Here is a 23,253-nt window from a genome sequence, read left to right as displayed (position 1 = left end):
GAGTTTAAGGAGATCGGAATGTCGTTGACCCTGCTGGAGCGGCCGCATGAGCATGTGGCATTGTTGAAGCTCAATCGTCCCGAGGCGCGCAACGCGCTCAACGATCCCTTGCGGGCGGAGCTGGCAAGTCAGTTCGAAAAGCTGGCGGCGGATCGCAACACGCGCTGCATCGTCATCACGGGTAATGAACGCGTGTTCGCCGCCGGTGCGGACCTGAAGGAGGCTGTCGAGTCGAGTCCGATCGATATGATGGCACGGCGCGTTCTTTATTTCTGGAAGGTGGTCGCGGGTTGCCGCAAGCCGTTAATTGCGGCGGTCAATGGTTTCGCGCTGGGTGGCGGCTGCGAACTGGCCCTGCAGGCCGATATCATTGTGGCAGGCGAAGGAGCAAAGTTCGGCCAGTCCGAAGTTAGCGTCGGTATCATGCCGGGTGGCGGTGCCACGCAGCGGCTGACCCGCGCAATCGGTAAGTATCGCGCCATGAAGATGCTGCTGACCGGCGAGCATGTCTCCGCGGAGGAAGCCCGCAGGCTCGGTTTCGTGAATGACGTCGTGCCGGATGATAAGGTGGTCGAGACCGCCATAGGTATTGCAAAAACCATTGCCTCGATGCCACCGCTTGCGGTGGAACAGATCAAGGAAGTGGTTCTGGCGGGAATGGACAGTTCGCTCGATGCCGGACTGATGCTGGAGCGCAAGGCGTTCGAGATGCTGTTCGCGTCTCGCGATCAAGAAGAAGGCATGCGAGCGTTCATCGAAAAACGTAAGCCGAATTTCGAAGGCCGCTGACTATCGATCCAAAACAGGCATCGATTCAATCAGACTTTATATTAGACCGTCGGGGCCCGGTTCAGTAAGGTTCGGGCTGCCAAGAAGATCTGCAATCAGCGGACACAAGCACGGGAGGGAGGAACGATGACAGCAACTCCGTTATTGGAGGTGAAGGGCGTCACGTTGCAATACAGGACGCCGAGCTATCTCATCACCGCGACCTATCGCGTTGATTTCAATGTTTTTCAGGGCGACAGGTTTATCCTGCTCGGCCCTTCGGGTTGCGGCAAATCGACGTTGCTGAAGGCCGTCGGCGGCTATATGGCGCCCACTGAGGGCGAGATGAAGCTGAAGAGCAAGGTGATCCGCCATCCCGGTCCTGACCGGATGATGGTGTTTCAGGAGTTCGACCAGCTGCTGCCCTGGAAGAGCGTCAAAGAAAACGTGATGTTTCCCTTGCAGTGCACCAACAAGCTCGGCGCGCGTGAAGCCGAGGAGAAGGCCATGCACTACATCCGCAAGGTCAATCTGGAAAAATTCGCCGACAGTCATCCGCACATGCTCTCGGGCGGCATGAAGCAGCGCGTGGCGATCGCGCGCGGCATGGCGATGGAGCCGGATATCCTCTTGATGGACGAGCCGTTCGCCGCGCTCGATGCGCTGACGCGCCGCAAGATGCAGGACGAATTGCTGGCACTCTGGGACGAAACGCGCTTCACGGTGCTATTCGTCACGCATTCCATTCCTGAGGCGATCAAGATCGGCAACCGCATCCTGTTGCTGTCGCCGCATCCCGGCCAGGTCAAGGCTGAGCTCAACGGCGGTGTGCAGGGTGAGGAGGCGGCCGAGCTGGAGCATCGCATCCAGACCATGCTGTTTGCCGACACCATCGAGGAGGCGGAAAATGTCTGATGCATCGCTGACGATGAGGACTCTTACGGCTCCGGTCCGCCCTGAATTCGTGCGAGACATGGCGGGCGCAGAGCGTGCACCGGTGGTGCTGGAAAAGCCGCTGTCGATAGCTGTTCGGCTCTACAATCAGTCGTGGCTGCGCAAGATCGTCATCCTCGTCATTCTGGCGCTCATTTGGGAGGCTTATGGCCGCTACCTGAACAACAATCTGTTGTTCCCGACGTTCAGCGAGACCATGAGCGCGTTCTTCACCAATATCGGGAACGGCGTTCTGCCCGCGCGGGCGTGGGCGTCGATCAAGGTGCTGCTGATGGGTTACGCCGTCGGTGTCACGCTGGCGGCGCTGTTGACGGCATTGGCGATCACCACGCGCATCGGCACCGACTTCCTCGAGACGCTGACCTCGATGTTCAACCCGCTGCCGGCGATCGCGCTGCTGCCGCTGGCGCTGATCTGGTTCGGCCTCGGCAACGGCTCGCTGGTGTTCGTGCTGGTGCACTCGGTGACCTGGGCGATCGCGCTGAACACGCACTCCGGCTTCCTCTCGGTCAGTCGCACGCTGAAGATGGTGGGGCGCAATTACGGGCTCGGCGGCTTCCGCTACATCAGCAAGATTCTGATCCCGGCCGCGTTCCCGAGCATCCTCACCGGCCTGAAGATCGGCTGGGCGTTCGCCTGGCGTACGCTGATCGCGGCCGAACTGGTGTTCGGCGTATCGTCCGGCTCCGGCGGTTTGGGCTGGTTTATTTTCGAAAACAAGAACAGTCTCGATATCCCGACGGTGTTCGCCGGTCTTCTGACCGTCATCATCATCGGTCTGGTGGTCGAGAACATCATCTTCCGTGCGATCGAGGCCAACACCATCGATCGTTGGGGTATGCAGTCGTAAGCTGAACGGCTGCGTCCAGACATCAACGCCAGCACGGCATCAGGGGCTTAACCCGAATGCCGTGTTGGGCAGTTGCAGAATCCAATCTGCCGAACCCTTCAAATGGTTTTCCATCGCGGTCTGCGCGCCTTGCGCGTCGCCGGCGAGAATGGCTTCCGCGATCAGAATGTGATCGTGATGCGAGCGCGCCGAGTTTTCCGGCTGCATCGATTGACCAACCTGAAACATCACGATCGGAAGCTGCAGATTGTCGATAAGCTGCGTGAGTTGCTTGTTGCCGCCGATGCTGACGATCGTGCGGTGATAAAGCCTGTTCTGCTGCATGAAGAGTGACCACGCACGCTCCGATCCGTCCGGCTTCACCTCGTTCCATACGGCCAGAAATTGCTTGCGATGATCCGCCTCGTGGATGTGCTCGGCCGCAAGCCTTGCCCCAAGCCCTTCAAGGTTGATGCGGATCTGAAACAGGTCGCGGACCTGTTCACGCGACAGCCTGCGGACCATCGCGCCGCGGTTCGGCGTGATGTCCACGAGTCCTTCCGCCGAAAGGCGCTGCAAGGCTTCGCGGATCGAGCCGCGACTGACGCCGAGTTGCTCGACGAGATCGTTTGCGACAAGCCGTTGGCCGGGAACGATGCGGCCCGCGAGAATGGCGTTGCGCACGCGTCCGATGATGTCGTCGACGGTTTGCCCGCGCCTTTGGCTCACTTCTTCTTTCACGATTTCAGCGCTTGGCATGATTGCTGTCCTCAGGTCGTGCCCCAGCCTACATCCAACGCTTGACTCTGGGGAAGGTCCGAAAATAGTGTAGGGCAATCTTGTAAGAATAAAATAGACGCGGGCATGAGCCTGCGCAGGGAAGCGAAACACCAGGGAAAGGATGCGCACGCCGACAGCGGCGAACTCCTCTGACTGCTCGCAATTCACTTGAAGAATCCACGTGCCGGTTTGGGCTGCTGATGCAGTGAAGCCGATCGTGATCGCTTGGGCGAAGCCTTAAGCGGAATGCATTGTCAAAGATCAGGAGCCATCGATGGATTTGGGAATTAAGGATCGCGTTGCCATCGTCACCGGAGGCGGTCGCGGCATCGGCCGGGAAAGCGCCCGCGAATTTCTGGAGGCCGGCGCCAAGGTGATGATCTGCTCGCGCACCAAGGACGAATTGGAAAAGACCCGCGATGAGCTTGCCAAGCAGACTGGCGGCGAAATCAAGTGCATCGTCGCCGACACCACGAAGCCAGAGGATATCGCGCGCGTTGTGGACGAGACCGTCAAGGCATTCGGGACGGTCGACATTCTCGTGAACTGTGCCGGTACGATGTATTCGGGCCGTTTTGCGGAAATGACCGACGAGGGCCTGCAGACACAGCTCGACACCAAGCTGTTCGGCTTCCTGCGTATGATCCGTACCGTCGCGCCGATCATGCGGAAGAAGAAGTGGGGCCGCATCGTCAGCATGATCGGCGGCGCGGGCAAGGAGCCGGATCCGTATATGTTCGGTTCGGCCATTACGAACAGCGCTCTGCTCAACATGACAAAATCGCTTTCGACCGAATTCGGGCCGGATAATGTTCTCGTCAACGCGGTCTGCCCCGGCTGGGTGGCGACGGCGCTGTGGCGCCAGCATGCCGACGGCCTGCAGAGAGAGCTCGGCGTGAAGGATGAGGCTGAAGCGCGGCGTTTGGCCGCGAAGAAAAACGCGCTCGAGCGCTTCGGCAAGCCGGAAGAGCTCGCTGGCGCGATTGCGTTCCTGTGCTCCGAGCGGGCAAGCTACATCACCGGCGTTTCGCTCAACATCGATGGAGGCCGGTTGAAGGGGCTTTGGTAAGGCGCCGTCACGACGGCCTTCGGGCCCGGTTACATATGATGATCGTTCGAAGCGGGCGGTGAGATGATCGAACTGCAAGGCATCGGGAAAACGTTCGGCGCCGGCGCGAGCCGGACGCAGGCGGTTGCCGATGTCGACCTTAGGATCAACCCCCGCTCGATCGTCGCGCTGATCGGCCCCTCCGGCTGCGGCAAGTCCACGCTTCTGAACATGGTCGCGGGTCTTTACAGGCCGAGCAGCGGACAGGTCGTCTACGACGGACACGCTGTATCCGACGTCAACACCGACGTCGGATACATGACCCAGAAGGACAACCTTCTGCCGTGGCGCAGCGTTCTCGACAACATTGCGTTGCCGCTCGAACTAACAGGCGTCGCGCGTGACATTCGTTATGGACAGGCGCGGGAGCTGATCCGCCAGGTTGGGCTTGAGGGGTTCGAGGACAAGTTTCCGAGCAGCCTTTCGGGCGGGATGCGTAAGCGGGTCTCTCTTGCCCGGATGCTGCTATACCGGCCGAAGACCCTCCTCCTCGACGAGCCATTCGCTGCGCTCGACGCGCAATTGCGGTTGGCGATGCACGATCTGCTTCTGAGGCTTTGGTCGGAGCAGCAGCAGACGATTATTCTTGTGACACACGATCTCGTGGAAGCTGTTACGCTCGCTGATCGTGTTGTCGTCTTCACCAAGCGTCCGGCCACAGTTGCGATGGATCAGGCCGTCGATCTGCCTCGGCCGAGGGATGTTCGTGAAGTCCGCTTCACCAAGGATTTTCACGACATTCATAACTCGATCTGGGATCGCCTTCGCGAGGAATACGACGAGGAAAAGGTTTGAGCGAGCAAACGGCACTTGAGAACGTCAAGGTTCGCGCCGCCGTTCCTGATGCGGATCAGGGCGGAAAGCTTGCCGCTGCAAGCACGCCGCTGATGGCGGCGTATCAGATCATCTTTGGAATCGTGCTGCTGCTGATCTGGCAGGCGGCGTCGCTCTGGCTGATCGATCCGTTCTTCATCAGCAGTCCCGTGGAAGTGCTTGAACGTCTCTGGGTCTGGACGCGTGACGGAAGCATTTTCCTGCACATCTGGGCGACGCTTTACGCCACCTTTCTCGGCTTCGTGATCGGCTCGGTGGCGGGTGTGATCGGTGGAATCTGGCTGGGCGTATCGCCGTTCTTCAGCCGGTTGCTCAATCCGTATATCTGGGCCTTCAACGCACTTCCGAAAGTGGCTTTGGCGCCGCTGCTCATTCTGTGGTTCGGCCTCGGCATTCAGTCCAAGGTTGCGCTGGCCGCGGTGCTCGTAGTGTTTCTCGTTTTTGTCAACACGTTCTCGGGCGTGCGCGAGGTTGATCAGGATTTGATCGACGGTGTTCGGTTGATGAAGGCGAAACGCTCGCAAATCCTGATGAAAGTGATTCTGCCGTCGGCGATGTCATGGATTTTCGTCGGTCTGAAGTCTGCGCTGCCTTATGCGCTGATCGGCGTCATCATCGGTGAAATGATCGCCTCCAACAAAGGGCTCGGATATCTCGTTCAGCGCGCGGGCAGCGAGTTCGATACCGCAGGTGCCTTTGCTGCGTTGACGATCATTGCGGTGATCGCCGCAATCCTCAATGAATTGGTGCAGGCGGCGCAGTCGCGGCTTGAACGCTGGAAGATCGTCAGTCGATAACAAAAAAGATGAAAGCACCGCAGGGTGCAAATGGGAGGAGGGCGCTAAGATGAGAGCTATCAAGTGTGCGGTCCTGGCCATGTTTGCGATTATTGGCGCAACATGCGCCAATGCGCAGGAAACCGTTCGTATCACCAATATCGGTCACGGCTATTATGCCGGGCCGCTTTACGTTGCGATGCGCGAGAAGCTGTTCGAGAAGCACGGGCTGAAAGCCGACGTTACTTTCGTGAAAGGCGGCGCGCTGGTTCTGCAGTCATTGCTCAGTAAAGATGCCGATTTTGGCATTCTGACCTACGAGCACGTCATCACGGCGGCTGCGCAGGGCAAGAGTCTTGTCTCCATCTTTAACATCACCACGCGGCCCATCAACAATGTTATCGCCAGCAACGAACTGATCGAGGCCAATGCCAACAAATCTCTGAAAGAGAAAATTCTGGCGCTGAAAGGCAAGCGTATCGGAACGCCTTCGCCAGGTGGCTCGGGAGAGAAGATGCTCGGTGTTCTTGCCAAGGAGTACGGGCTGAACCTGCCGGGCGACATCCAGCTTGTCTATCTCGGTGCGGATGCGGGCGGGTATGTCGGCGCCTTCCAGGCGAAGATGATCGATGCGGCGATGCCGTTCGAACCGGCAGGCGTCATGCTCGAGCAGAAGAAGCTCGGTGGCATTTTCGTCAATCTGATGAAGGGCGATGTCGAGCAGTTTCGCGATCTGACCTTCATGGGTGTCGTCACCACGCCGGATATGATCCAGAAGAGGCCGGAGACCGTGAAGAAGCTCGTGGCTGTGTTCGCGGAAGCCCAGAGTATCCTTCTCGACCCCGCGCAGGGCAAGAAGATCATGGCCGCGGAATTCCCCCAGATGGAACCAGCGACCAACGAACGCTCTTATGAAACCCTGACGCAGATCTGGAGCAAGGATGGTCGCATGACGCTCGAAGGAGGCAAGAAGGTCTACGACTTCCTGCAGCCTCCGGGCGATAAGAAAATCGAATTCGAGAAGACCTTCACCAACGACTTCCTTCCGGCGAAGTGATGCGGTCATGACGTCCGATCCGCGCATCGTCAGCGAAGAACATTGGGCGAAGAAGGGAGACGTTTCGTTGTTCGTGGCGCGCAAGCGGTTGTGTGAGCGCCAAGCGGACCAGCAAAAACGTCTCCCTGTGGTTCTCGTACACGGGTCCTCGAATTCGGCATTGCCGACCTTCGACCTCACCGTGCCGGGACATCCCGACTATTCGCTGATGGACTGGCTGGCGTTGCGCGGATGGGATGTCTGGGCAATGGACCATGAAGGCTATGGCCGCTCGACCGTAACCTCCGGCAATTCGGATATCGCGACCGGTGTTGAAGACCTGAAGGCGATGGCGCGCGTAATAGCGGCCGAGACAGGGTGCGCGGAATTCAACCTGTATGGCCTGTCCTCAGGCTCGCTGCGGGTTGCAGCCTTCGCGCAGGCCGCGCCCGAACACGCCGCGCGCATCGTGCTGGACGCTTTCGTGTGGACGGGCGAAGGCTCGCCCACGCTGGAAAAGCGCAAGGCGGGTATCGCGCAGTTCAAGGCCTCGAACCGGCGGGCGATCGATCTGGATTACCTTGTCGGGATTTTCCTGCGCGATGGACCGGGCACGACCGATCCGGCAGTGGCCGAAGCATGCGCGCGCGCGCAGCTTGCGTATGGAGATTCTGTTCCGACCGGAACCTATCTGGACATGACGACCAGGCTGCCGCTGGTTGATCCTGGGAAAATTTCCGCTCCGACCTTTGTCGTACGCGGCGAGCATGACAGCCTCGCCACCATGGACGACCTTCTGGCGTTCTTCCAACGTCTGCCGACGAACGACAAGCGGTTTGCCGTTCTGCCGCATCTCGCTCACATCGCGACACTCGGCAAGAATCGTCATGCGCTTTGGGATGCCGTCGACGAGTTTTTCAAGGCTGGATCGATCTCAGACAGGTAGCGATACCGAATACTTCACCTGACTGAGCGCAAAACTCGATTCGATCGAAGCAATTCCATTGAGACGTGTCAGCTTGGTTTTGAGGAATGTCTCGTAGGACGCCAGGTCAGCGGCAACCACACGAAGCAAATAGTCGCGGTTACCGGTCATCAGATAGCATTCCAGCACCTCGCTCCACCCCGAGATCGCCTTTGCGAAACGATTGAGGTCTTCCTCTTTTTGCCGCTCGAGCTTGATCGAGATGAAAACGCTCACATGCAAGCCGAGTGATTTCTGATCGACCATCGCGCCGTAACGCGTGATGATGCCGTTTTCTTCGAGCAGCTTCACGCGACGATGACAGGGCGAGACCGACAGGCCTACTCGCTCGGCGAGATCCTGCATCGTGATCCGGCTGTCCGCCTGAAGAATTGAAAGGATTTTGCGGTCGATCGCGTCGAGTTTTGGCATTGGAATAAATCTGCGATATTTGACGATGAGTGGCGATTATATTCCAATAATATGCGCTATGTTGCAATATTTTGAGATATTTTGATGGTGTTGTGGGATTATCGTTTGCGACATCAGGCGATGGCGAAGCGATGGGAAACGGCCGATGACAGTTCACGACGATCGACTGGCGGTTCTCGCCGAACTTGAACGGCGCATTCTGTGGTTGGCATCGTGGACCATCCATCACGCCAATCACGTTCGTGAAACTGGTGAGGTGAAGGTCGGCGGACATCAAGCGTCGTCCGCCTCGCTCGCGACCATCATGACGGCGCTGTATTTCGATGTGTTGAGGCCGCAGGATCGCGTCGCGGTCAAGCCGCATGCTTCTCCGATCTTCCATGCGATCCAGTATCTTGCGGACAATCAGTCACTGGAGAAGCTGCAAAATTTCCGCGGCCTGAAGGGTGCACAAAGCTATCCCTCGCGCACCAAGGATACCGACGATGTGGATTTTTCCACGGGTTCGGTCGGACTTGGCGTGGCGCAGACGCTGTTCTCCTCGCTGGTGCAGGATTACGTCCGCGCTCATGGCTGGATGGAAGATCGCCCGGAAGGACGCATGGTCGCGCTCGTCGGTGATGCGGAGATGGATGAGGGCAACATCTATGAAGCGTTGATCGAGGGGTGGAAGCACGGTCTGCGGAATTGCTGGTGGATCGTCGATTACAATCGTCAGTCGCTCGATGCCGTGATCCGCGAGGGGCTGTGGCAGAAATTCGAACAGATGTTCGCGAATTTTGGCTGGGACGTCGTCATCCTCAAGCACGGCATGCTGCAGCAGCAGGCGTTTGCGGAGCCTGGTGGCGAGGTGCTGCGCGACTGGATCGATCGTTGTCCGAACCAGCTTTATTCGGCGCTGACGTTCCAGGGCGGCGCGGCATGGCGCAAGAAACTGCTCGACGAAATTGGTGATCAGGGACCTGTCAGCGCTTTGATCGAGCGCCGGAGTGACGCTGAACTTGCCGTGTTGATGAACAACCTCGGTGGGCATGACATGCCGAGCCTTCTTGAAGCGTTCGGGAAGGCATCGAAGCATGACAGGCCGACATGTTTCATCTGCTACACCATTAAGGGTTTCAGTCTGCCGCTCGCGGGCCACAAGGACAACCATGCCGGGCTGATGACGCCCGCGCAGTTGGCGACCTTCCGGGAAAGTGCAGCCGTTCGTCTCGGCCACGAATGGGACAAGTGGGAAGGCGCGAAGCTAGATTCTGCGAAACTGGAAGCTTTCGTGCATGCCGCGCCGTTCTTTGCAAAAGGCACACGTCGGCATTCCGCCGCGGGCGTTGCCGTGCCGGACAAACTTGCTATTCCGGCAAGCGCCGGAAAAGTCGTTTCGACGCAGATGGGCTTCGGCCAGATTCTGAACGAGGTCGCGCGCGAGGATAGCGAATTTGCGTCGCGCGTTGTCACCACATCGCCTGACGTGACGGTCTCGACCAATCTCGGCCCGTGGGTGAACCGTCGTGGTCTGTTTGCGCGCGATACGCTTGCCGACACTTTTAAGGCGGAGCGGATTCCCTCGACCTATAATTGGGAATTCGGACCATCCGGCCAGCATCTCGAGCTCGGCATCGCAGAATCGAATTTGATGATCATGCTGTCGGCGCTTGGGTTGTCGCATTCGATCAACGGCGCGCGGTTGCTGCCTGTCGGAACAGTCTACGATCCTTTCATCTACCGTGCGGCCGACCAATTGAATTACGCCTGCTATCAGGATGCCCGTTTCATGCTGGTAGCGACGCCATCAGGAATCGCTCTGGCGCCAGAGGGCGGCGCGCATCAGTCGATCGGTACACCGCTGATCGGCATGGCGCAGGACGGCCTGTGTGCGTTCGAACCGGCGTTCATCGACGAACTCGCGGTCATCATGCGGTTCGGCTTCGATTATATGCAGCGCAACGGCGACGGCGATCCAGACGAGACAACGTGGCTGCGCGACCAGACCGGTGGTTCGGTGTATCTGCGCCTTTCTACCCGGCCGCTGGAGCAGCCGGTTCGCGAAATGACCGGCGAACTCGCAAACGACATTATTCAAGGCGCGTACTGGATGCGGGCGCCGACACCGAATACCTCGGTGATGATCGCCTATCAGGGCGTTGTCGCGCCGGAAGCGATTGCTGCAGCGGGCTTGTTGGCCGAAGATCGCCGTGATGTTGCGCTGCTTGCTGTCACTTCTGCCGATCGGCTCAATGCCGGTGCGCAAGCCGCCGAACGTGCGCGTCAGCGTGGAAATGCCGGGGCGGCGAGCCACATCGAACGCATGCTGGCAAAACTCGACCGAAATTGCGGGATTGTCACCGTCGTCGACGGTCATCCGTTGACGCTGTCATGGCTCGGCAGTGTGCAGGGCCATCGCGTGAAGGCGCTCGGGGTGGAGCATTTCGGCCAGACCGGAACGATCTCCGACCTCTATCATCACTACAACATCGATGCGAATGCGATCGTCCATGCAGCGCAGGCTGCATCAAGCGGGCGGACCGTGAGATATCTCCGGGCACTCGCGACGTAATCCGGCTTCACACCACCGACAATCTATCGCGACTCCGATTAGCCCGGGGCTTGAAACGCCTTTGCTGGCGAACGGCGGAGATGCGTGTTGACTCTCCCGCTGTTCGAATCCAGAATTCAGCACGCCATATCAACATGTGGAACAACCATGGATACGACGTTTTTGAAGGGCCTGAGGATGCTTCAGGCATTATCGTTGTCGGACAGGCCTCGCGGCGTGACCGAGCTTGCGCGCGAACTCGGTCTGACCAAGAGCAATTCGCATCGGCTCCTGAAGACGATGGTGCATGCCGGATACGCGCAGAACAATTCCGAGACGGGCAAATACAGCGCTACGCTGCGAGTGTGGGAACTCGGCTCTCACGTCCTGTCGCAAGTCGACGTTAAAAGCGCCGCGAGCGCCTATTTGCAGCCGCTGGCGGATCGTACTGGAGAATCCGTCCATCTCTCGCTGCTGGTCGAGCACGCTGTCGTCTATATCGACAAGATCGACAGTGCTCAGCCAGTGCGTGCCTACAGCCAGATTGGGAAGGGCGCTCCAGCTCATTGTGTCGCGACGGGAAAGGCGCTGCTCGCATTCCAGAGCGAAGACATGATCGCGTGCGTGAGCGGGAAGCTGAAAGCTCAGACATCGCGGACGATTACCGATGCTGAGGAATTCAAGCGTGAAATGGCGCGGGTGCGCCAGCTTGGCTACGCCATCAATCGTGGTGAATGGCGTGACGGCGTCTGCGGCCTTGCCGCGCCGATCCGCGATGCCTCGCGTCAGGTGGTGGCCGCTATCGGCATCTCGGGTCCTGAAAGTCGCATGAAATCGACGTTCATGCGCGAACAGGCGCCTGTCGTCATTCAGACGGCGGATTTGATCTCAAAGGCGCTTGGCTATCCCGGCGAGGCTCTTGTCTATCGCAAGACCGCCTGACCACTCGTTTTCAACACATATGGATGGAATGATGAAAGGCCCTCTCAACGGCATCAAGGTTCTGGAATTCGCACAGATCGCGGCGGGACCCTTTGCAGGTAGCTTGTTTGCGGATCTCGGTGCGGATGTCGTCAAGGTGGAACGACCTGATGGTGGTGACGGCATGCGCACTTGGCCGCCTGCCATTCAGGGCGCTGATGGTCCGGTGGAGAGCGGCAACTTTGCCTCCGTCAACCGCAACAAGCGCAGCATCACTATCGATGTGAAAAATCCGGAGGAGATGAAGCGTTTCCATGCGCTGGTCGCCGAGGCCGATCTGTTCATCGAGAACTATCGGCCGGGCGTGCCGAAACGTCTTGGCCTCGGTTATGAGGATCTGCGCAAGCACAATCCGCGTCTGGTCTATTGCTCGATCTCCGGCTACGGCCAGACCGGTCCTTACGCAGGGAAGGGCGCGTTCGACGTCACCGTGCAGGCGATCAGCGGCGTGATGAGCGTCACCGGTGAGGAATCCGGGCCGCCAGTGAAATGCGGCGTGCCGATCGGCGATTTCGGCGCAGGCCTCTATGGTGCGTTCACGTCGCTTGCTGCGGTAATGAAGGCGCGCGAAACTGGCGAAGGCGCTTACATCGATTGTTCGATGCTCGGCAGCCTGCTCGGAATGGCCGCGCTGCAGACCAGCGAATTTTTCGGTACCGGCAAGGCGCCGAAGCGGCTTGGCTCAGAGCATCCGCGCAACGCGCCTTATCAAGGCTTCAATGCCAAGGATCGTCCGTTCACCGTGGCCGCAGGCAACGACAAACTCTGGCGCGACTTCTGCACGGTCGTTGGGCAGCCGGATCTGGCGAACGACCCGCGCTTCACGACGCAAGCCGATCGCGCGCGCAACCAGAGAGAGTTGGCTGCAATCGTGCAGCCGATCTTCCTGACCAAGAATGCTGAGGAGTGGATCGCGGCACTCGATGCCGAGGGAATTCCCTGCGCTATCGTGCTGGATTATCGCGAGATCCTGTCCAACGAGCAGATCGCACACATGGGGCTTGTGCGCGACATGACACTGTCGAACGGCGCCACCACGAAGACGGTCGGTTTTCCGATCAATGTATCCGGCTTTACGTTCGACATTGAGCGGGCACCGCCGCAACTCGGCGCACATAATGATGAGGTATTTGCAGAATGGACCAGGAACGCAAAGAATTCGTGAGCCTTTCTCCGCTCGCTGACGGCGTTCGGGTTCTGACGCTTGACCGTTCTGGCAAGGCGAACGCCTTGAATGCGGAAATCGTCGATGAAATTCTCTCCTGCGTCACGCAGGCGGAGGAGGAAGGCTGCCGCGTACTCATCCTGTCCGCCAACGGCAAAGCGTTTTGCGGCGGATTTGATTTCGGCGGCTATGAGGAGATGACGGCAGGCGATCTGCTGTTGCGCTTTGTCCGCATCGAGGAATTGTTGCAGCGGTTGCGCCGTTCGTCGTTCGTCAGCATCGCGCTGGTTCATGGTGCGGCGATGGGCGCGGGCGCCGATATCGTTGCGTCTTGCACCTACCGGATCGGAACGGAGGCTTCCAAATTCCGTTTTCCGGGTTTCCGTTTTGGCGTGGCGCTCGGCACGCGGCATCTGGCGCAATTGGTTGGTATGCAGCGCGCGCGGGACATCCTGCTCACCAATGCAACGCTCGATGCAACGGCGGCTTTCGATATCGGCCTGCTGACGCATCTCACCGGCACCGACGGTTTGCGCCAAAAAGCGGATGAGCTGATCGCGCAGATCGGATCGCTGGGTCTCCAGGCGCGCAACCGGATTTCGCATCTGACGGCGCCGCAGAACGATGACGGCGATATGGCCGAACTGGTTCGGTCGGTCAGCGCTCCTGGTCTACATGAGCGCATAGCGCAATATCGCGCCGGACATTAAGGCGCGAAGATAAACCGGGTGGCGCCTGACGCCATCAAGTTCATGATGAAAGAAGATGCGAGAGTTCGATGAACTCTCGCATTTTTTTATGATCTGCATTTTCGAGTTCAGCTCGTCACAGCAATTGGGACGCCATTTTTGGCGCCCTGAGCGGCTTTCGATTGACTCGCAAAATGATGAGTCTTAGCCTCTGTTCACGTTAAGGAAATGGTATTCACAGCTCGTGAACAACAATATCGAACCTCTCGGGCCCCGTCGCCACCTGCATTCGCTCAACATGTCGCTCGACATTGTCGAGTTGCTGGCGTCGTCGCATGTTCCACTGTCGCTCGGCGATATCGCGACGAAGCTCGAATTGAGCAAGGCGGCCGTTCACGGTGTGCTCTCGAATCTTGAAGCGCGGCGTTATGTGGAGCGCACGCCGGATCGTCAGGGCTATCGTCTCGGTCATCGGCTGTGGGAATTGGGGCTGGTTGCTTCCGAATCGATCGAACTGCCGAAAGTCGCTCACCGTCATCTTGAGCGTCTGGTCGAACTGAGTTCGGAAAGCTCGCAGCTTGCCGAATATTGCACGCCGGGTGAGGTGGTCTATCTCGACCGTGTCGATAGTCCGAATCCGGTGCGCGCCAACATTCATGTCGGCCGCCGCGCGCCGGCCTATTGCGTCGCGACCGGGCGGGCGCTGCTTGCGTTTCAGCCCAAGAGCGAAATCGACAGGGTGTGCGATGGACAGCTGCAGAGCTTCACCAAGAAAACCATCGTGAAGCCCGCGAAGCTGCGCCGCGAGCTCGATCTCGTTCGCGAGCGCGGTTACGCCATCAATCACGGTGAGTATCGCGGCGAGATCGTCGGCGTGGCCGCACCGATCCGCGATCATCAGGGCCGTGTGATTGCGGCGCTCAGCGTTTCAGGGCCGGAATATCGCTTCACCGTGAAGCATGCGGTCGCGATCGCTCCTGCCGTGATCGAGGCTTCCGAAGCTGTGTCGCGTGAGTTCGGCCAGCATTTTCTTGAAAAACGCCGTGTTCGGGACAGTCGCGCATGCTGATCCATCAACTTCTGCAGGATGCCAGAGATTCAAAGCCTGCGATCATTTTCGAGGGCAAGCCGCTCTCTTATGCCGAGCTGGACGATCTCGCGAACCAGTTCGCGCATCTGTTCGGCGAATTGCAGCTCGATCCGGGCGATCGCGTCAGCCTGCTGATTGGGAACGAACCGCTGGTGGTGGCCGCCTATTTCGGAATGTTCAAAACCGGCCTGATCGCAAATCCGATCAACAACCGGCTGACCGCGCATGAAGTGACCTTCGTGCTGGATCATTCGCAGGCGCGTGTTCTCATCACCACGCCGGAATATCTCGCTCTGGCGCAGGAGGCCATTGCAGGCTTGACGCATCAGCCTCGCATCATCCTGCTGGGTGCGGATGCTGATGTTACGCTGCCGGTGGAAGTCTTCTCCGAGCTCGATCTGTATCGGCAAAAGCGCACACCGCGTCATGTCGATGGCATCACGGGGCAAACGCCGATCCTGTTGATCTATACGTCGGGTACCACGGGTCGGCCGAAAGGCGTTCTGCTCAGCCACGCGAATGTCTGGGCCGATGGTCTTGCGCTGTCGCAGGGTTTCCGCATGGGGCCAGATCATATCGCCCTGTGCTTCATGCCGCTGTTTCATTGCAATGCGCTGATCGTGAGTCACATCAGCGCGTTCATCGGTCATGGCACCATTGTGCTGTGCCGCAAGTTCAGTGCCCGCGAGCACTGGCGTCTGGTGGCCGACCACAAGGTCTCGAGTTTCAGCGCGCCGCCCACAGTGCTTGCCATTCTTCTGGAGCGCGAGGCGGAAGCGCGCGACGCCGGCATCAAGCTTGATTTCGTAAAGACAGGCTCCGCGCCGCTGACGGTCGAGCTCGCGACCCGCTTTGAGAACAGATTCGGCAAGGACATTCTGATCGAGGGCTGGGGCCTGACGGAGTGTACAGCGACGAGCACGCTCAATCCGCTCTTTGCCGGCGGTCGCCGCAAGGTCGGGTCTGTCGGACAGGCGCTTGCCGGACAGGAAATTGCCGTGATGGATGAGCAGGGCAACATCCTGCCGCCGGAAAGTGTGGGCGAACTGGTCATCCGATCGCCAACGATGATGCTCGGCTATTTCCGCGACGAGGAAGCGACACGAAAAACCATTATCGACGGCTGGCTTCACACCGGCGATCTCGGCCGGATGGATAGCGAAGGATATGTATTTCTTGTCGGTCGCAAAAAGGAAATCATCATCCGTGGTGGCGAAAATGTCTCGCCGCTCGAGATCGAGGAAGTGCTCTGCCGCCATCCGTCGGTGCGTGATGTCGCGGTCGGCGGGCTTCCCGACAGGATATGGGGCGAGGTCGTCGCTGCCTGCGTCGTCCCGAATGGATCGGCATCTGAACAGGACTTGATCGCTTACTGCCGCGAGAATCTCGCGGACTTCAAAGTCCCGGTCAAAATCGCAATCGTCGATGAACTGCCGCGCAACGCCACCGGGAAAATTCTTCGGCGTAACCTTGCGCAGTTCTTTCAGCCTGAAGCGAAGGAGATGGCATCATGAAACAGACCACGCTTGAACAGGCCGCACGGCTGGTTGGCAACGATCAGATCGTCACGATCGGGGGCACGCTGTCGCAACGCATTCCGGCCGCCATGGTGCGCGAACTCGCGCGACAGGGCGTCAAGGGCCTGCATCTCGTCAAGGCGTCACCCGGTTTCGATGCTGACGTACTCGCTGCGGGCGGATGCCTTGCCAGCGTACGCGCGGGTATGGTGACGCTCGAACAGCCGTTCGGCATGGCGCCGAACTTCCGCAAAGCGGCGGAGCGCGGCGAACTGGAAGTGATTGAGAACGCCTGTCCGGCGGTAATGGCGAGCCTTCAGGCCGCCGCGTTCGGCCTGCCGTTTCAGGCGGTCGCGGGTTTCGCCGGCAGCGACGTGCCGAGCATTGCACCGTTCGCGACCGTGAAGGATCCTTTCACGGGCAACGACACGCTGGTGGTGCCGGCGATCCGACCCGACTGGGCCATTCTCCATGTTCACGAGGCGGATGTTCGCGGTAACGCGCGCATCTACGGCACACCCGTGTGGGATCGCCTGATGAGCCGCGCGGCAAAGCGCGTGATCCTCACCGCGGAGAAGATCGTGGACACCTCGCATTTCGTGGCGCAGCCGGAGATGACAATCATCCCTGAGCTATTTGTCGAAGCCGTTGTTCATGCGCCGGGCGGTGCGTGGCCGACTGCGGTGTTCGACCGTTACGACATCGATGAGCCTGCGATGCGCCACTATCTGGAGCTCAGCCGGACGCCGGAAGGCTTCCGCAAATATCTCGAAGAGACGGCCTCGCATGATCGCCGCGCGTTGGGAGCGGCGGCATGAGCATGTCTTACAGCCCGGCCGATATGATGGCCGTGTCGATGGCCCGGCTGATCCACGATGGTGAAGTCGTATTCGTTGGCGTCAATTCGCCGTTGCCGCTCGCGGCCGCAACGCTGGCGCGGCGTCACAACGCGCCGAACTGCACTTTCGTCAGTGTCGGTGGTGGTATTAACCCGACGGTCAACAAGATCATGGCTGCAACCAGCACGGCCGATCTCGGCCGCGGCTCGGCGTCGATCTTCGACAATCAGGAAATCTACGGCATGAACGGTCGTGGCGGGTTCGACCTGACCTTCCTCGGGATGGCGCAGGTCGATGCGAGGGGGCGGGTGAACTCCAGCTTCATCGGCGATCGCGAGAGGCCCAAGGTGCGCTTTCCCGGTGGCGGTGGCGGCCCCGCGATCCTGCCCATGTCGAAGCGCGCCGTGTTGTGGCGCGCGGGGCACTCGCCGAAAATCTTTGTTGAGGAGGTGCAGTTCACGACCTCCGACGGCAACCTCGACCGGATCGTGACGCCGTTGTGCATCTTCCGCAAAGAAGACGGACGGCTTGTGCTCGACAGCATTCACCCCGGGGTGACGCGTGCGGAGCTCGCGGAGAAGACCGGCTTCCGCATTCCCAATCTGGAGGATGCGCCGGTAACGCCGGAGCCGACCGCCGAGGAACTTGCGATCATTCGCGAGATCGACCCCGATAACATCAGAAGAGTGGAATTCGGTTTGCAATAAATCAATCGGCGAAGCCTGCGAAAAGAACGGGCCGCATATTTCAGGGAGGATGACTATGAAGATCGTTGCAACGCTACGTCACGCTCGGAAAGCCTGCGGAGTTCTTTTGGCTGCCGGAGGATTTCTTGCGGTGCTCGCCGGCATCGGCAGCTCCGCCCAGGCTGCGGAAGAAAAAGAGCTGGTCTTTGCCGGCTTCGGCGGCTCGCTGCAGAAATCGCTTCAGGCGACCGTGATTCCGGCTTTCGAGAAGAAGTACGGTGTCAAGGTCGTCTACGTTACCGGCACGTCCAACCAGATCCTCGCCAAGGTGAAGGCACAGAAGAACAGCCCGCAGATCGACGTGATCTGGGCGAATGACACCACGCATTATCAGGGCAAGGCCGAGAAGCTCTACGCCAAGCTCGATCCGGCGAAGGTGCCGAACCTGTCGCAGGTCTATGACTTCGCGAAGGATCGCGATGGTATCGGCATCGTGATGGGCATTCAGGCGCTCGGTATCGAGTACAACACTCAGGTCTTCAAGGAGAAGGGCTGGGCGCCGCCGACTTCGTGGATGGATTTCTGGGACCCGAAATATAAGGGCCACGTCGTCTTCTATAATATGCCGATCGGTTACGCGAACCTGCTGTTTGCCAAGATCGCCGATTTGAACGGCGGTTCGGTCACCAATCTCGAGCCGGCCTGGAACAAGATGAAGGAGCTCAAGCCGAACGTGCTGGCCTTCATCGATCCGCCGGCGCAGGTCGACGCGCTGTTCGGAACGGGCAGTGCGTGGATCGGCTACAACGGCAGCGCGCGCGTGCACGACTTCGCCGGCACCGGTGCGCCGGTTGCGATGGTGCTGCCCAAGGAAGGCGGCATTCTGTATCCGCAGCAGTTCGACATCGTCGAGGGTGCGCCGCATCCCGACCTCGCGCAGAAGTTCATCGATTTCACCATCAGCCCCGAGGCACAGAAGATGATCGCTGAAAGCCTGTTGCTCGGTCCGGTGAACAAGACCGTCAAGCTCGACGACAAGGCGGCGGCAAAGGTGCCCTACGGCGAGAAGGAAGTAACCTCATTGCTCAACCTCGATATCGGTCCGGTCAATCAGAACCTGCAAGCCTTGACGGCGCGCTGGACCGCGATGGTGGGAGGCCACTAATGAACGCGCATCTGGACGTCCGCCATTTACGAAAGTCCTACGGGACTTTCACGGCGCTCGACGACGTGTCGTTTACGGCGGCACCCGGCGAGATCGTGGCACTGCTCGGTCCGTCCGGGTGCGGTAAGACGACATTGCTGAACCTCATCGCGGGGTTTCTGACCCCCGATGCAGGTTCGGTCATCGTCGGCGGACGCGATATCGTCAACGTGGCCCCACACAAGCGCGATATGTCGATGGTGTTCCAGAACTATGCGCTGTTTCCGCACATGAGCGTTGAACGCAACGTTGCGTTCGGCCTCAAGATGCGCGGCATATCATCCGGCGATGCCGGCAAGCGCGTTCAGGAAGCGCTCGAACTGGTGCAACTTGGCGATCTCGGCAAGCGTTATCCAAAGGAGCTTTCGGGTGGGCAGCAGCAACGTGTCGCGCTCGCGCGGGCGCTGGTGGTGCGTCCGTCCGTTCTTCTGCTTGATGAGCCGTTATCGAACCTTGACGCCTTGCTCCGCAAGCGGATGCGCGAGGAAATGAGGCAAATCCTCAAGGCAGCCAACATCACGACGGTCGTCGTGACGCACGATCAGGAGGAGGCACTGGTCTCCGCCGATAGCATCGTGCTGCTGGCATCGGGCAGGGTTGAGCAGCGCTCGACGCCGAACGAGCTCTATGAGCGGCCCAGCACGATCTTCAGTGCGCGGTTCATGGACGTCACCAATTTTCTCGATGGTGTCGTGGTTGGTCACGAGCAGGGCCACGCCGTGATCGAGACCGCATTCGGCAAATTGCGGGCCGAGGTCGATAGCTGCACGGTGGGCGAGAAGGTGACGGTGGCGGTGCGGCCCGAGAACATCGCCAAGGGCGAGGAGGCCGGCGAGAACTGCGTGACGGGCGAGGTGATTTCCAGCAGCTATCACGGGCCGGTGAGGCGGGTGGAGATCGAGGCCAATGGCGCCCGATTGATTGCCGACATTCCAGTGAAGCGCTGCATGAGCAAGGTAGGAGACCAGTTGTCGGTATCGTGGCCTGCCGACGACACGCGGCTGTTGCCGGGCCAAGGCCATGCCGTACCCGGCGGCAAGAATCTCGAGGACATGCTGCAATGAGCACGCTTGTCGAGAAAGGGGGGCTGCCATCGGCGACACGAACGCCGGTCAGGCTGCATGCCGGTCTTTTGCTGGCGCCCGCGATTTTGTTCTATGCGGTGCTCTTTGTCTGGCCCCTCATCACCTCGACATGGGGAAGTTTCACGCCGGCGGGAAAACTCTCGCTTCAAGCCTACACCCAATTTTTCGCGGATGAGTTCTATCGATCCGTACTGTGGCGCTCGCTTCGCATCAGCGCGATCACAACCCTGATGACGCTCATCATCGGCTATCCGATCGCGGTCTATCTTTCGCAGGACTGGCGCAAGGGTCGATCGCTGGTGGTGTTTCTTGTTATCGCGCCGATGTTCGTGAGCGCGGTAGTACGTTCTTATGGTTGGATCATCATTCTGGGTCCCAACGGTCTGCTGAGTTCCTTCACGAAAGCCATCGGCTTGCCGATAGGACATCTTCTATACAGCGAGGCAGGCGTAATCATTGCGCTAACGCACGTCTTTCTGCCGTTCATGGTGATCGCGCTCGTTGGGTCGTTGCAACAGATCGACCCGTCGCTGGCGCGCGCTGCCCAAATTCTCGGTGCCAACGGATTCAGCGTGTTCATGCGAGTAACCCTGCCGCTGACTTTGCCGGGTATCTCTGCAGGTTCGGTCATCGTGTTCTGCCTTGCCGCGAGCGGCTTCGTGACGCCCGCACTTGTTGGTGGCGCGGCGGTGCCGGTGATGCCTTATCTGGTCTACAAAGAGGGCCTGCTGGTTCTCAATTGGCCCTTTGCATCGGCGGTTGCGCTCATCCTGCTGGTCGCTACGGCGCTCGTCACCGCGATCTACACGTTCGCGTTTCGTGACGGAGCGAGCAAAAGGAAGGTCGTGCGATGATGAACCGTATCCTGACGGCTTACGTCGCGTTCATATCGTTCCTTATGATCCTGCCGATCGCAATCGTGGTTGCGGCATCGATCAACTCGGCGGCTTATTTGTCGTTTCCGCCAGCTGGCTTCAGCATGATCTGGTACAAAGAAGTGCTGACCGATCCAACCTGGAGCGAAGCGCTGTGGCTGACGCTGAAGATCGGCGCGGCGGTGTCCATCTTGTCGACAGCGCTCGGCGTTGCTGCAGCGCTTGGCCTGCGTGCCGTGAACAGCACGGTCTCCGGCGCGCTGCAGACGTTCTTCCTCTCGCCGCTGATGCTGCCGACAGTGCTGATCGGTTTGTCGCTGATGCAGGTCTATCAGTCGCTCGGCATCAGGGCATCGGTCATGACCGTGACGCTCGGCCAGCTCCTGATCGCGTGTCCCTATGTGATCCGCCTTGTATTGGCGAGTTTCACCGGCATCGATCCGCGGCTGGAACGGGCAGCCTCCATTCTGGGTGCCAACCCGATCCGTGTGTTCTGGCACGTCACGTTTCCACTGATCCGGCACGCCGTGCTGGCAGGCCTGCTGTTCAGTTTCATCGTGTCGCTGGACGATGTGAACATCGCGCTGTTCCTATCTGACACCCACACCACACCGTTGCCGGTTCAACTGTTCAGCTACATCGAGCAGAACGCGGACTCGCTGGGCGCGGCAGCAGCCTCGCTGCTGGTCCTGCTGGCATGCGGAGCGGTCTTCATCTGTGACAGGCTGGTCGGCATCGAGTGGTTGTTCGGTGCGAAACAGCGTTCGCACTGATAGAGCAGGCGTTTCAGATGGAGGGCGGCTTGCCGGCCGCCTTCATGATTTACCAAGTGATTTTAATAAGTTGTGTAGCTGCGCGCTTGGTAAGTGATCTGCCGAAGCGACCATTTTTGATCCCGCAAGAGCCCAGAGTCTCGTTAGTCACAGATTGTCTGTCTTGTTAGTCAATTTGTAATTTTACTAACTTTGACACCCGACACCGCATTCGTGGCGCACGGAATGCCAAATGGCTAAACGCTGTTGGATGGAGGCGCACGTCGCGTCGTCCGCAACAGCAAGGCATTTCCCATGAAGGTTTGTATCTACGGCGCGGGAGCGATTGGTGGCTATGTTGGCGTTTTGATGAAGCTCGCTGGCGCGGATGTATCGCTGGTTGCGCGCGGCGCTCATTTGAAGGCCATCCGGGACAATGGCCTCAAACTCCATATCGGTGGCGAAGAAAAGCAGGCGAAGATGACCGCCACGGCCGATCCTGCGGAGCTTGGCCATCAGGATTACGTCATCGTTGCGCTGAAGGCGCATCAGGCCTGGGAAGTGGCCGAGCAGATGAAGCCGCTGCTGGGTCCGAACACCGCGGTCGTTACCGCGCAGAACGGCCTGCCGTGGTGGTATTTCCATGGTTTCGAAGGCCAGTATGCCGACCGCCGCATCGAGAGCGTCGATCCTGGTTCGCGGCAGTGGAATGCGATCGGCCCAGAGCGCGTGATCGGCTGCACGGTCTATCCGGCGGCGGAAGTCGAGGCGCCGGGCGTGATCCATCACATTTCCGGCGACAAGTTCGGTCTCGGCGAGCCGAAGCGAACCGTTACGGAACGTGCGCAAAAGCTCTCGCAATTGTTCGAAAGCGCGGGTCTGAAGGCGCCCATCTTGCCGGAAATTCGCAACGACATCTGGCTGAAGCTGTGGGGCAACCTCTGCTTCAATCCGATCTCGGCGCTGACGCATGCGACGCTCGACGTGGTCGCGACCGATCCCGGCACGCGCGAACTTTCCCGCAATATGATGGAAGAGGCCGAGCGTATCGCACGCCGCATCGGCGTGCATTTCCGCGTGGACATCGAGCGCCGTATCAACGGCGCAGCGCGTGTCGGCGCTCACCGCACTTCGATGCTGCAGGATGTCGACAAGAATCGCCCGATCGAACTCGATGCGCTGCTGACCTCGGTTCAGGAACTGGGCCGTTTGACCGAAGTGCCGACGCCGCACATCAACGCGGTGCTGGCGCTCGCCAAGCAGATGGGGCGGGTGAGGGGCATCTACCCGACCTTCCCCGAGGAGAAGATTCCCGAGGTCGATACGTACTGAGTGTTATCAATCGCGACTTAGAAA

Annotated in this window: 23 protein-coding genes; 21 read left to right on the top strand and 2 right to left on the bottom strand. The window is 59.4% G+C overall.

All coding sequences use genetic code 11. The features are described from left to right. Window positions 1-18 precede the first annotated feature (18 nt). The 3 genes from HMPREF9697_RS08335 to HMPREF9697_RS08325 all read left to right on the top strand — a co-directional run bounded on the left by HMPREF9697_RS08335 (window position 19) and on the right by HMPREF9697_RS08325 (window position 2,572). The gene (locus HMPREF9697_RS08335; RefSeq protein WP_002716749.1) at window positions 19-789 is read left to right on the top strand and encodes an enoyl-CoA hydratase-related protein; all 771 of its coding nucleotides are present in this window, start codon (window positions 19-21) and stop codon (window positions 787-789) included. Between the two features lie 126 nt (window positions 790-915). After that, entirely contained in the window at window positions 916-1,683 is a 768-nt protein-coding gene (locus HMPREF9697_RS08330; RefSeq protein ID WP_002716748.1) for an ABC transporter ATP-binding protein, read from the top strand. Continuing rightward, window positions 1,676-2,572, top strand: a complete 897-nt coding sequence (locus tag HMPREF9697_RS08325) for an ABC transporter permease (RefSeq protein ID WP_002716747.1) — start codon at window positions 1,676-1,678, stop codon at window positions 2,570-2,572. Before HMPREF9697_RS08330 ends, HMPREF9697_RS08325 begins: the two co-directional genes overlap by 8 nt. A 39-nt stretch (window positions 2,573-2,611) precedes the next feature. Here HMPREF9697_RS08325 and HMPREF9697_RS08320 read toward each other — a convergent pair whose 3' ends face one another. Beyond that, window positions 2,612-3,310, bottom strand: a complete 699-nt coding sequence (locus tag HMPREF9697_RS08320; RefSeq protein WP_002716746.1) for a GntR family transcriptional regulator — start codon at window positions 3,308-3,310, stop codon at window positions 2,612-2,614. A 295-nt stretch (window positions 3,311-3,605) separates the two neighbouring features. Here HMPREF9697_RS08320 and HMPREF9697_RS08315 point away from each other — a divergent pair, with 295 nt between their 5' ends. The 5 genes from HMPREF9697_RS08315 to HMPREF9697_RS08295 all read left to right on the top strand — a co-directional run bounded on the left by HMPREF9697_RS08315 (window position 3,606) and on the right by HMPREF9697_RS08295 (window position 8,031). After that, entirely contained in the window at window positions 3,606-4,400 is a 795-nt protein-coding gene (locus HMPREF9697_RS08315) for an SDR family NAD(P)-dependent oxidoreductase (RefSeq protein ID WP_002716745.1), read from the top strand. Window positions 4,401-4,463: 63 nt separating this feature from the next. Then, the gene (locus HMPREF9697_RS08310; protein WP_002716744.1) at window positions 4,464-5,234 is read left to right on the top strand and encodes an ABC transporter ATP-binding protein; all 771 of its coding nucleotides are present in this window, start codon (window positions 4,464-4,466) and stop codon (window positions 5,232-5,234) included. Beyond that, complete coding sequence (locus HMPREF9697_RS08305) at window positions 5,231-6,070, top strand: ABC transporter permease (RefSeq protein WP_002716743.1); 840 nt, start codon at window positions 5,231-5,233, stop codon at window positions 6,068-6,070. The genes HMPREF9697_RS08310 and HMPREF9697_RS08305 overlap by 4 nt, the downstream gene beginning before the upstream one ends. Before the next feature lie 49 nt (window positions 6,071-6,119). Further along, on the top strand, window positions 6,120-7,106 hold the full coding sequence (locus HMPREF9697_RS08300) for an ABC transporter substrate-binding protein (RefSeq protein WP_002716742.1): 987 nt from the start codon (window positions 6,120-6,122) through the stop codon (window positions 7,104-7,106). Between the two features lie 7 nt (window positions 7,107-7,113). Then, window positions 7,114-8,031 (top strand): alpha/beta fold hydrolase, encoded by a 918-nt coding sequence (locus tag HMPREF9697_RS08295; RefSeq protein WP_002716741.1) that lies wholly within the window; start codon window positions 7,114-7,116, stop codon window positions 8,029-8,031. On the opposite strand, the gene HMPREF9697_RS08290 is transcribed toward HMPREF9697_RS08295, so the two are convergent. Next, on the bottom strand, window positions 8,020-8,481 hold the full coding sequence (locus HMPREF9697_RS08290) for an Lrp/AsnC family transcriptional regulator (protein WP_002716740.1): 462 nt from the start codon (window positions 8,479-8,481) through the stop codon (window positions 8,020-8,022). The genes HMPREF9697_RS08295 and HMPREF9697_RS08290 overlap by 12 nt on opposite strands. A 145-nt stretch (window positions 8,482-8,626) precedes the next feature. On the opposite strand from HMPREF9697_RS08290, the gene HMPREF9697_RS08285 reads away from it, so the two are divergent. The 13 genes from HMPREF9697_RS08285 (at window position 8,627) to HMPREF9697_RS08225 (ending at window position 23,229) form a co-directional block, all read left to right on the top strand. Further along, window positions 8,627-11,035 carry a hypothetical protein gene (locus HMPREF9697_RS08285; RefSeq protein WP_002716739.1) on the top strand — a complete coding sequence of 803 codons (2,409 nt, stop codon included), beginning with the start codon at window positions 8,627-8,629 and terminating at the stop codon, window positions 11,033-11,035. Window positions 11,036-11,182: 147 nt separating this feature from the next. Further along, window positions 11,183-11,956: an IclR family transcriptional regulator gene (locus HMPREF9697_RS08280; protein ID WP_002716738.1), complete on the top strand. Its 774-nt coding sequence runs from the start codon at window positions 11,183-11,185 to the stop codon at window positions 11,954-11,956. 31 nt (window positions 11,957-11,987) lie between these two features. Continuing rightward, window positions 11,988-13,160: a CaiB/BaiF CoA transferase family protein gene (locus tag HMPREF9697_RS08275; protein ID WP_002716737.1), complete on the top strand. Its 1,173-nt coding sequence runs from the start codon at window positions 11,988-11,990 to the stop codon at window positions 13,158-13,160. Next, window positions 13,157-13,870 carry an enoyl-CoA hydratase/isomerase family protein gene (locus tag HMPREF9697_RS08270; protein ID WP_244597908.1) on the top strand — a complete coding sequence of 238 codons (714 nt, stop codon included), beginning with the start codon at window positions 13,157-13,159 and terminating at the stop codon, window positions 13,868-13,870. The genes HMPREF9697_RS08275 and HMPREF9697_RS08270 overlap by 4 nt, the downstream gene beginning before the upstream one ends. 277 nt (window positions 13,871-14,147) lie before the next feature. Further along, window positions 14,148-14,918, top strand: a complete 771-nt coding sequence (locus HMPREF9697_RS08265) for an IclR family transcriptional regulator (RefSeq protein WP_244597907.1) — start codon at window positions 14,148-14,150, stop codon at window positions 14,916-14,918. Further along, window positions 14,912-16,453: a class I adenylate-forming enzyme family protein gene (locus HMPREF9697_RS08260; RefSeq protein ID WP_002716734.1), complete on the top strand. Its 1,542-nt coding sequence runs from the start codon at window positions 14,912-14,914 to the stop codon at window positions 16,451-16,453. The genes HMPREF9697_RS08265 and HMPREF9697_RS08260 overlap by 7 nt, the downstream gene beginning before the upstream one ends. Continuing rightward, on the top strand, window positions 16,450-17,274 hold the full coding sequence (locus tag HMPREF9697_RS08255; RefSeq protein ID WP_002716733.1) for a CoA transferase subunit A: 825 nt from the start codon (window positions 16,450-16,452) through the stop codon (window positions 17,272-17,274). Before HMPREF9697_RS08260 ends, HMPREF9697_RS08255 begins: the two co-directional genes overlap by 4 nt. Then, a complete protein-coding gene (locus HMPREF9697_RS08250) occupies window positions 17,271-18,002 on the top strand; it encodes a CoA-transferase subunit beta (RefSeq protein ID WP_002716732.1) in 732 nt (243 codons plus the stop codon). The genes HMPREF9697_RS08255 and HMPREF9697_RS08250 overlap by 4 nt, the downstream gene beginning before the upstream one ends. Window positions 18,003-18,057: 55 nt before the next feature. Beyond that, entirely contained in the window at window positions 18,058-19,146 is a 1,089-nt protein-coding gene (locus tag HMPREF9697_RS08245; protein ID WP_002716731.1) for an ABC transporter substrate-binding protein, read from the top strand. Then, a complete protein-coding gene (locus HMPREF9697_RS08240) occupies window positions 19,146-20,249 on the top strand; it encodes an ABC transporter ATP-binding protein (RefSeq protein WP_002716730.1) in 1,104 nt (367 codons plus the stop codon). The genes HMPREF9697_RS08245 and HMPREF9697_RS08240 overlap by 1 nt, the downstream gene beginning before the upstream one ends. Then, window positions 20,246-21,124, top strand: a complete 879-nt coding sequence (locus HMPREF9697_RS08235; RefSeq protein WP_002716729.1) for an ABC transporter permease — start codon at window positions 20,246-20,248, stop codon at window positions 21,122-21,124. Before HMPREF9697_RS08240 ends, HMPREF9697_RS08235 begins: the two co-directional genes overlap by 4 nt. After that, entirely contained in the window at window positions 21,121-21,918 is a 798-nt protein-coding gene (locus tag HMPREF9697_RS08230) for an ABC transporter permease (protein WP_002716728.1), read from the top strand. Before HMPREF9697_RS08235 ends, HMPREF9697_RS08230 begins: the two co-directional genes overlap by 4 nt. A gap of 294 nt (window positions 21,919-22,212) precedes the next feature. Then, a complete protein-coding gene (locus HMPREF9697_RS08225; RefSeq protein ID WP_002716727.1) occupies window positions 22,213-23,229 on the top strand; it encodes a 2-dehydropantoate 2-reductase in 1,017 nt (338 codons plus the stop codon). Window positions 23,230-23,253 lie beyond the last annotated feature (24 nt).

This window comes from Afipia felis ATCC 53690, from assembly GCF_000314735.2.
In the GTDB taxonomy this organism is placed as follows: domain Bacteria; phylum Pseudomonadota; class Alphaproteobacteria; order Rhizobiales; family Xanthobacteraceae; genus Afipia; species Afipia felis.
Note: the sequence above shows the minus strand (reverse complement) of the source record. Positions and strands in the feature narration are given on the sequence as shown.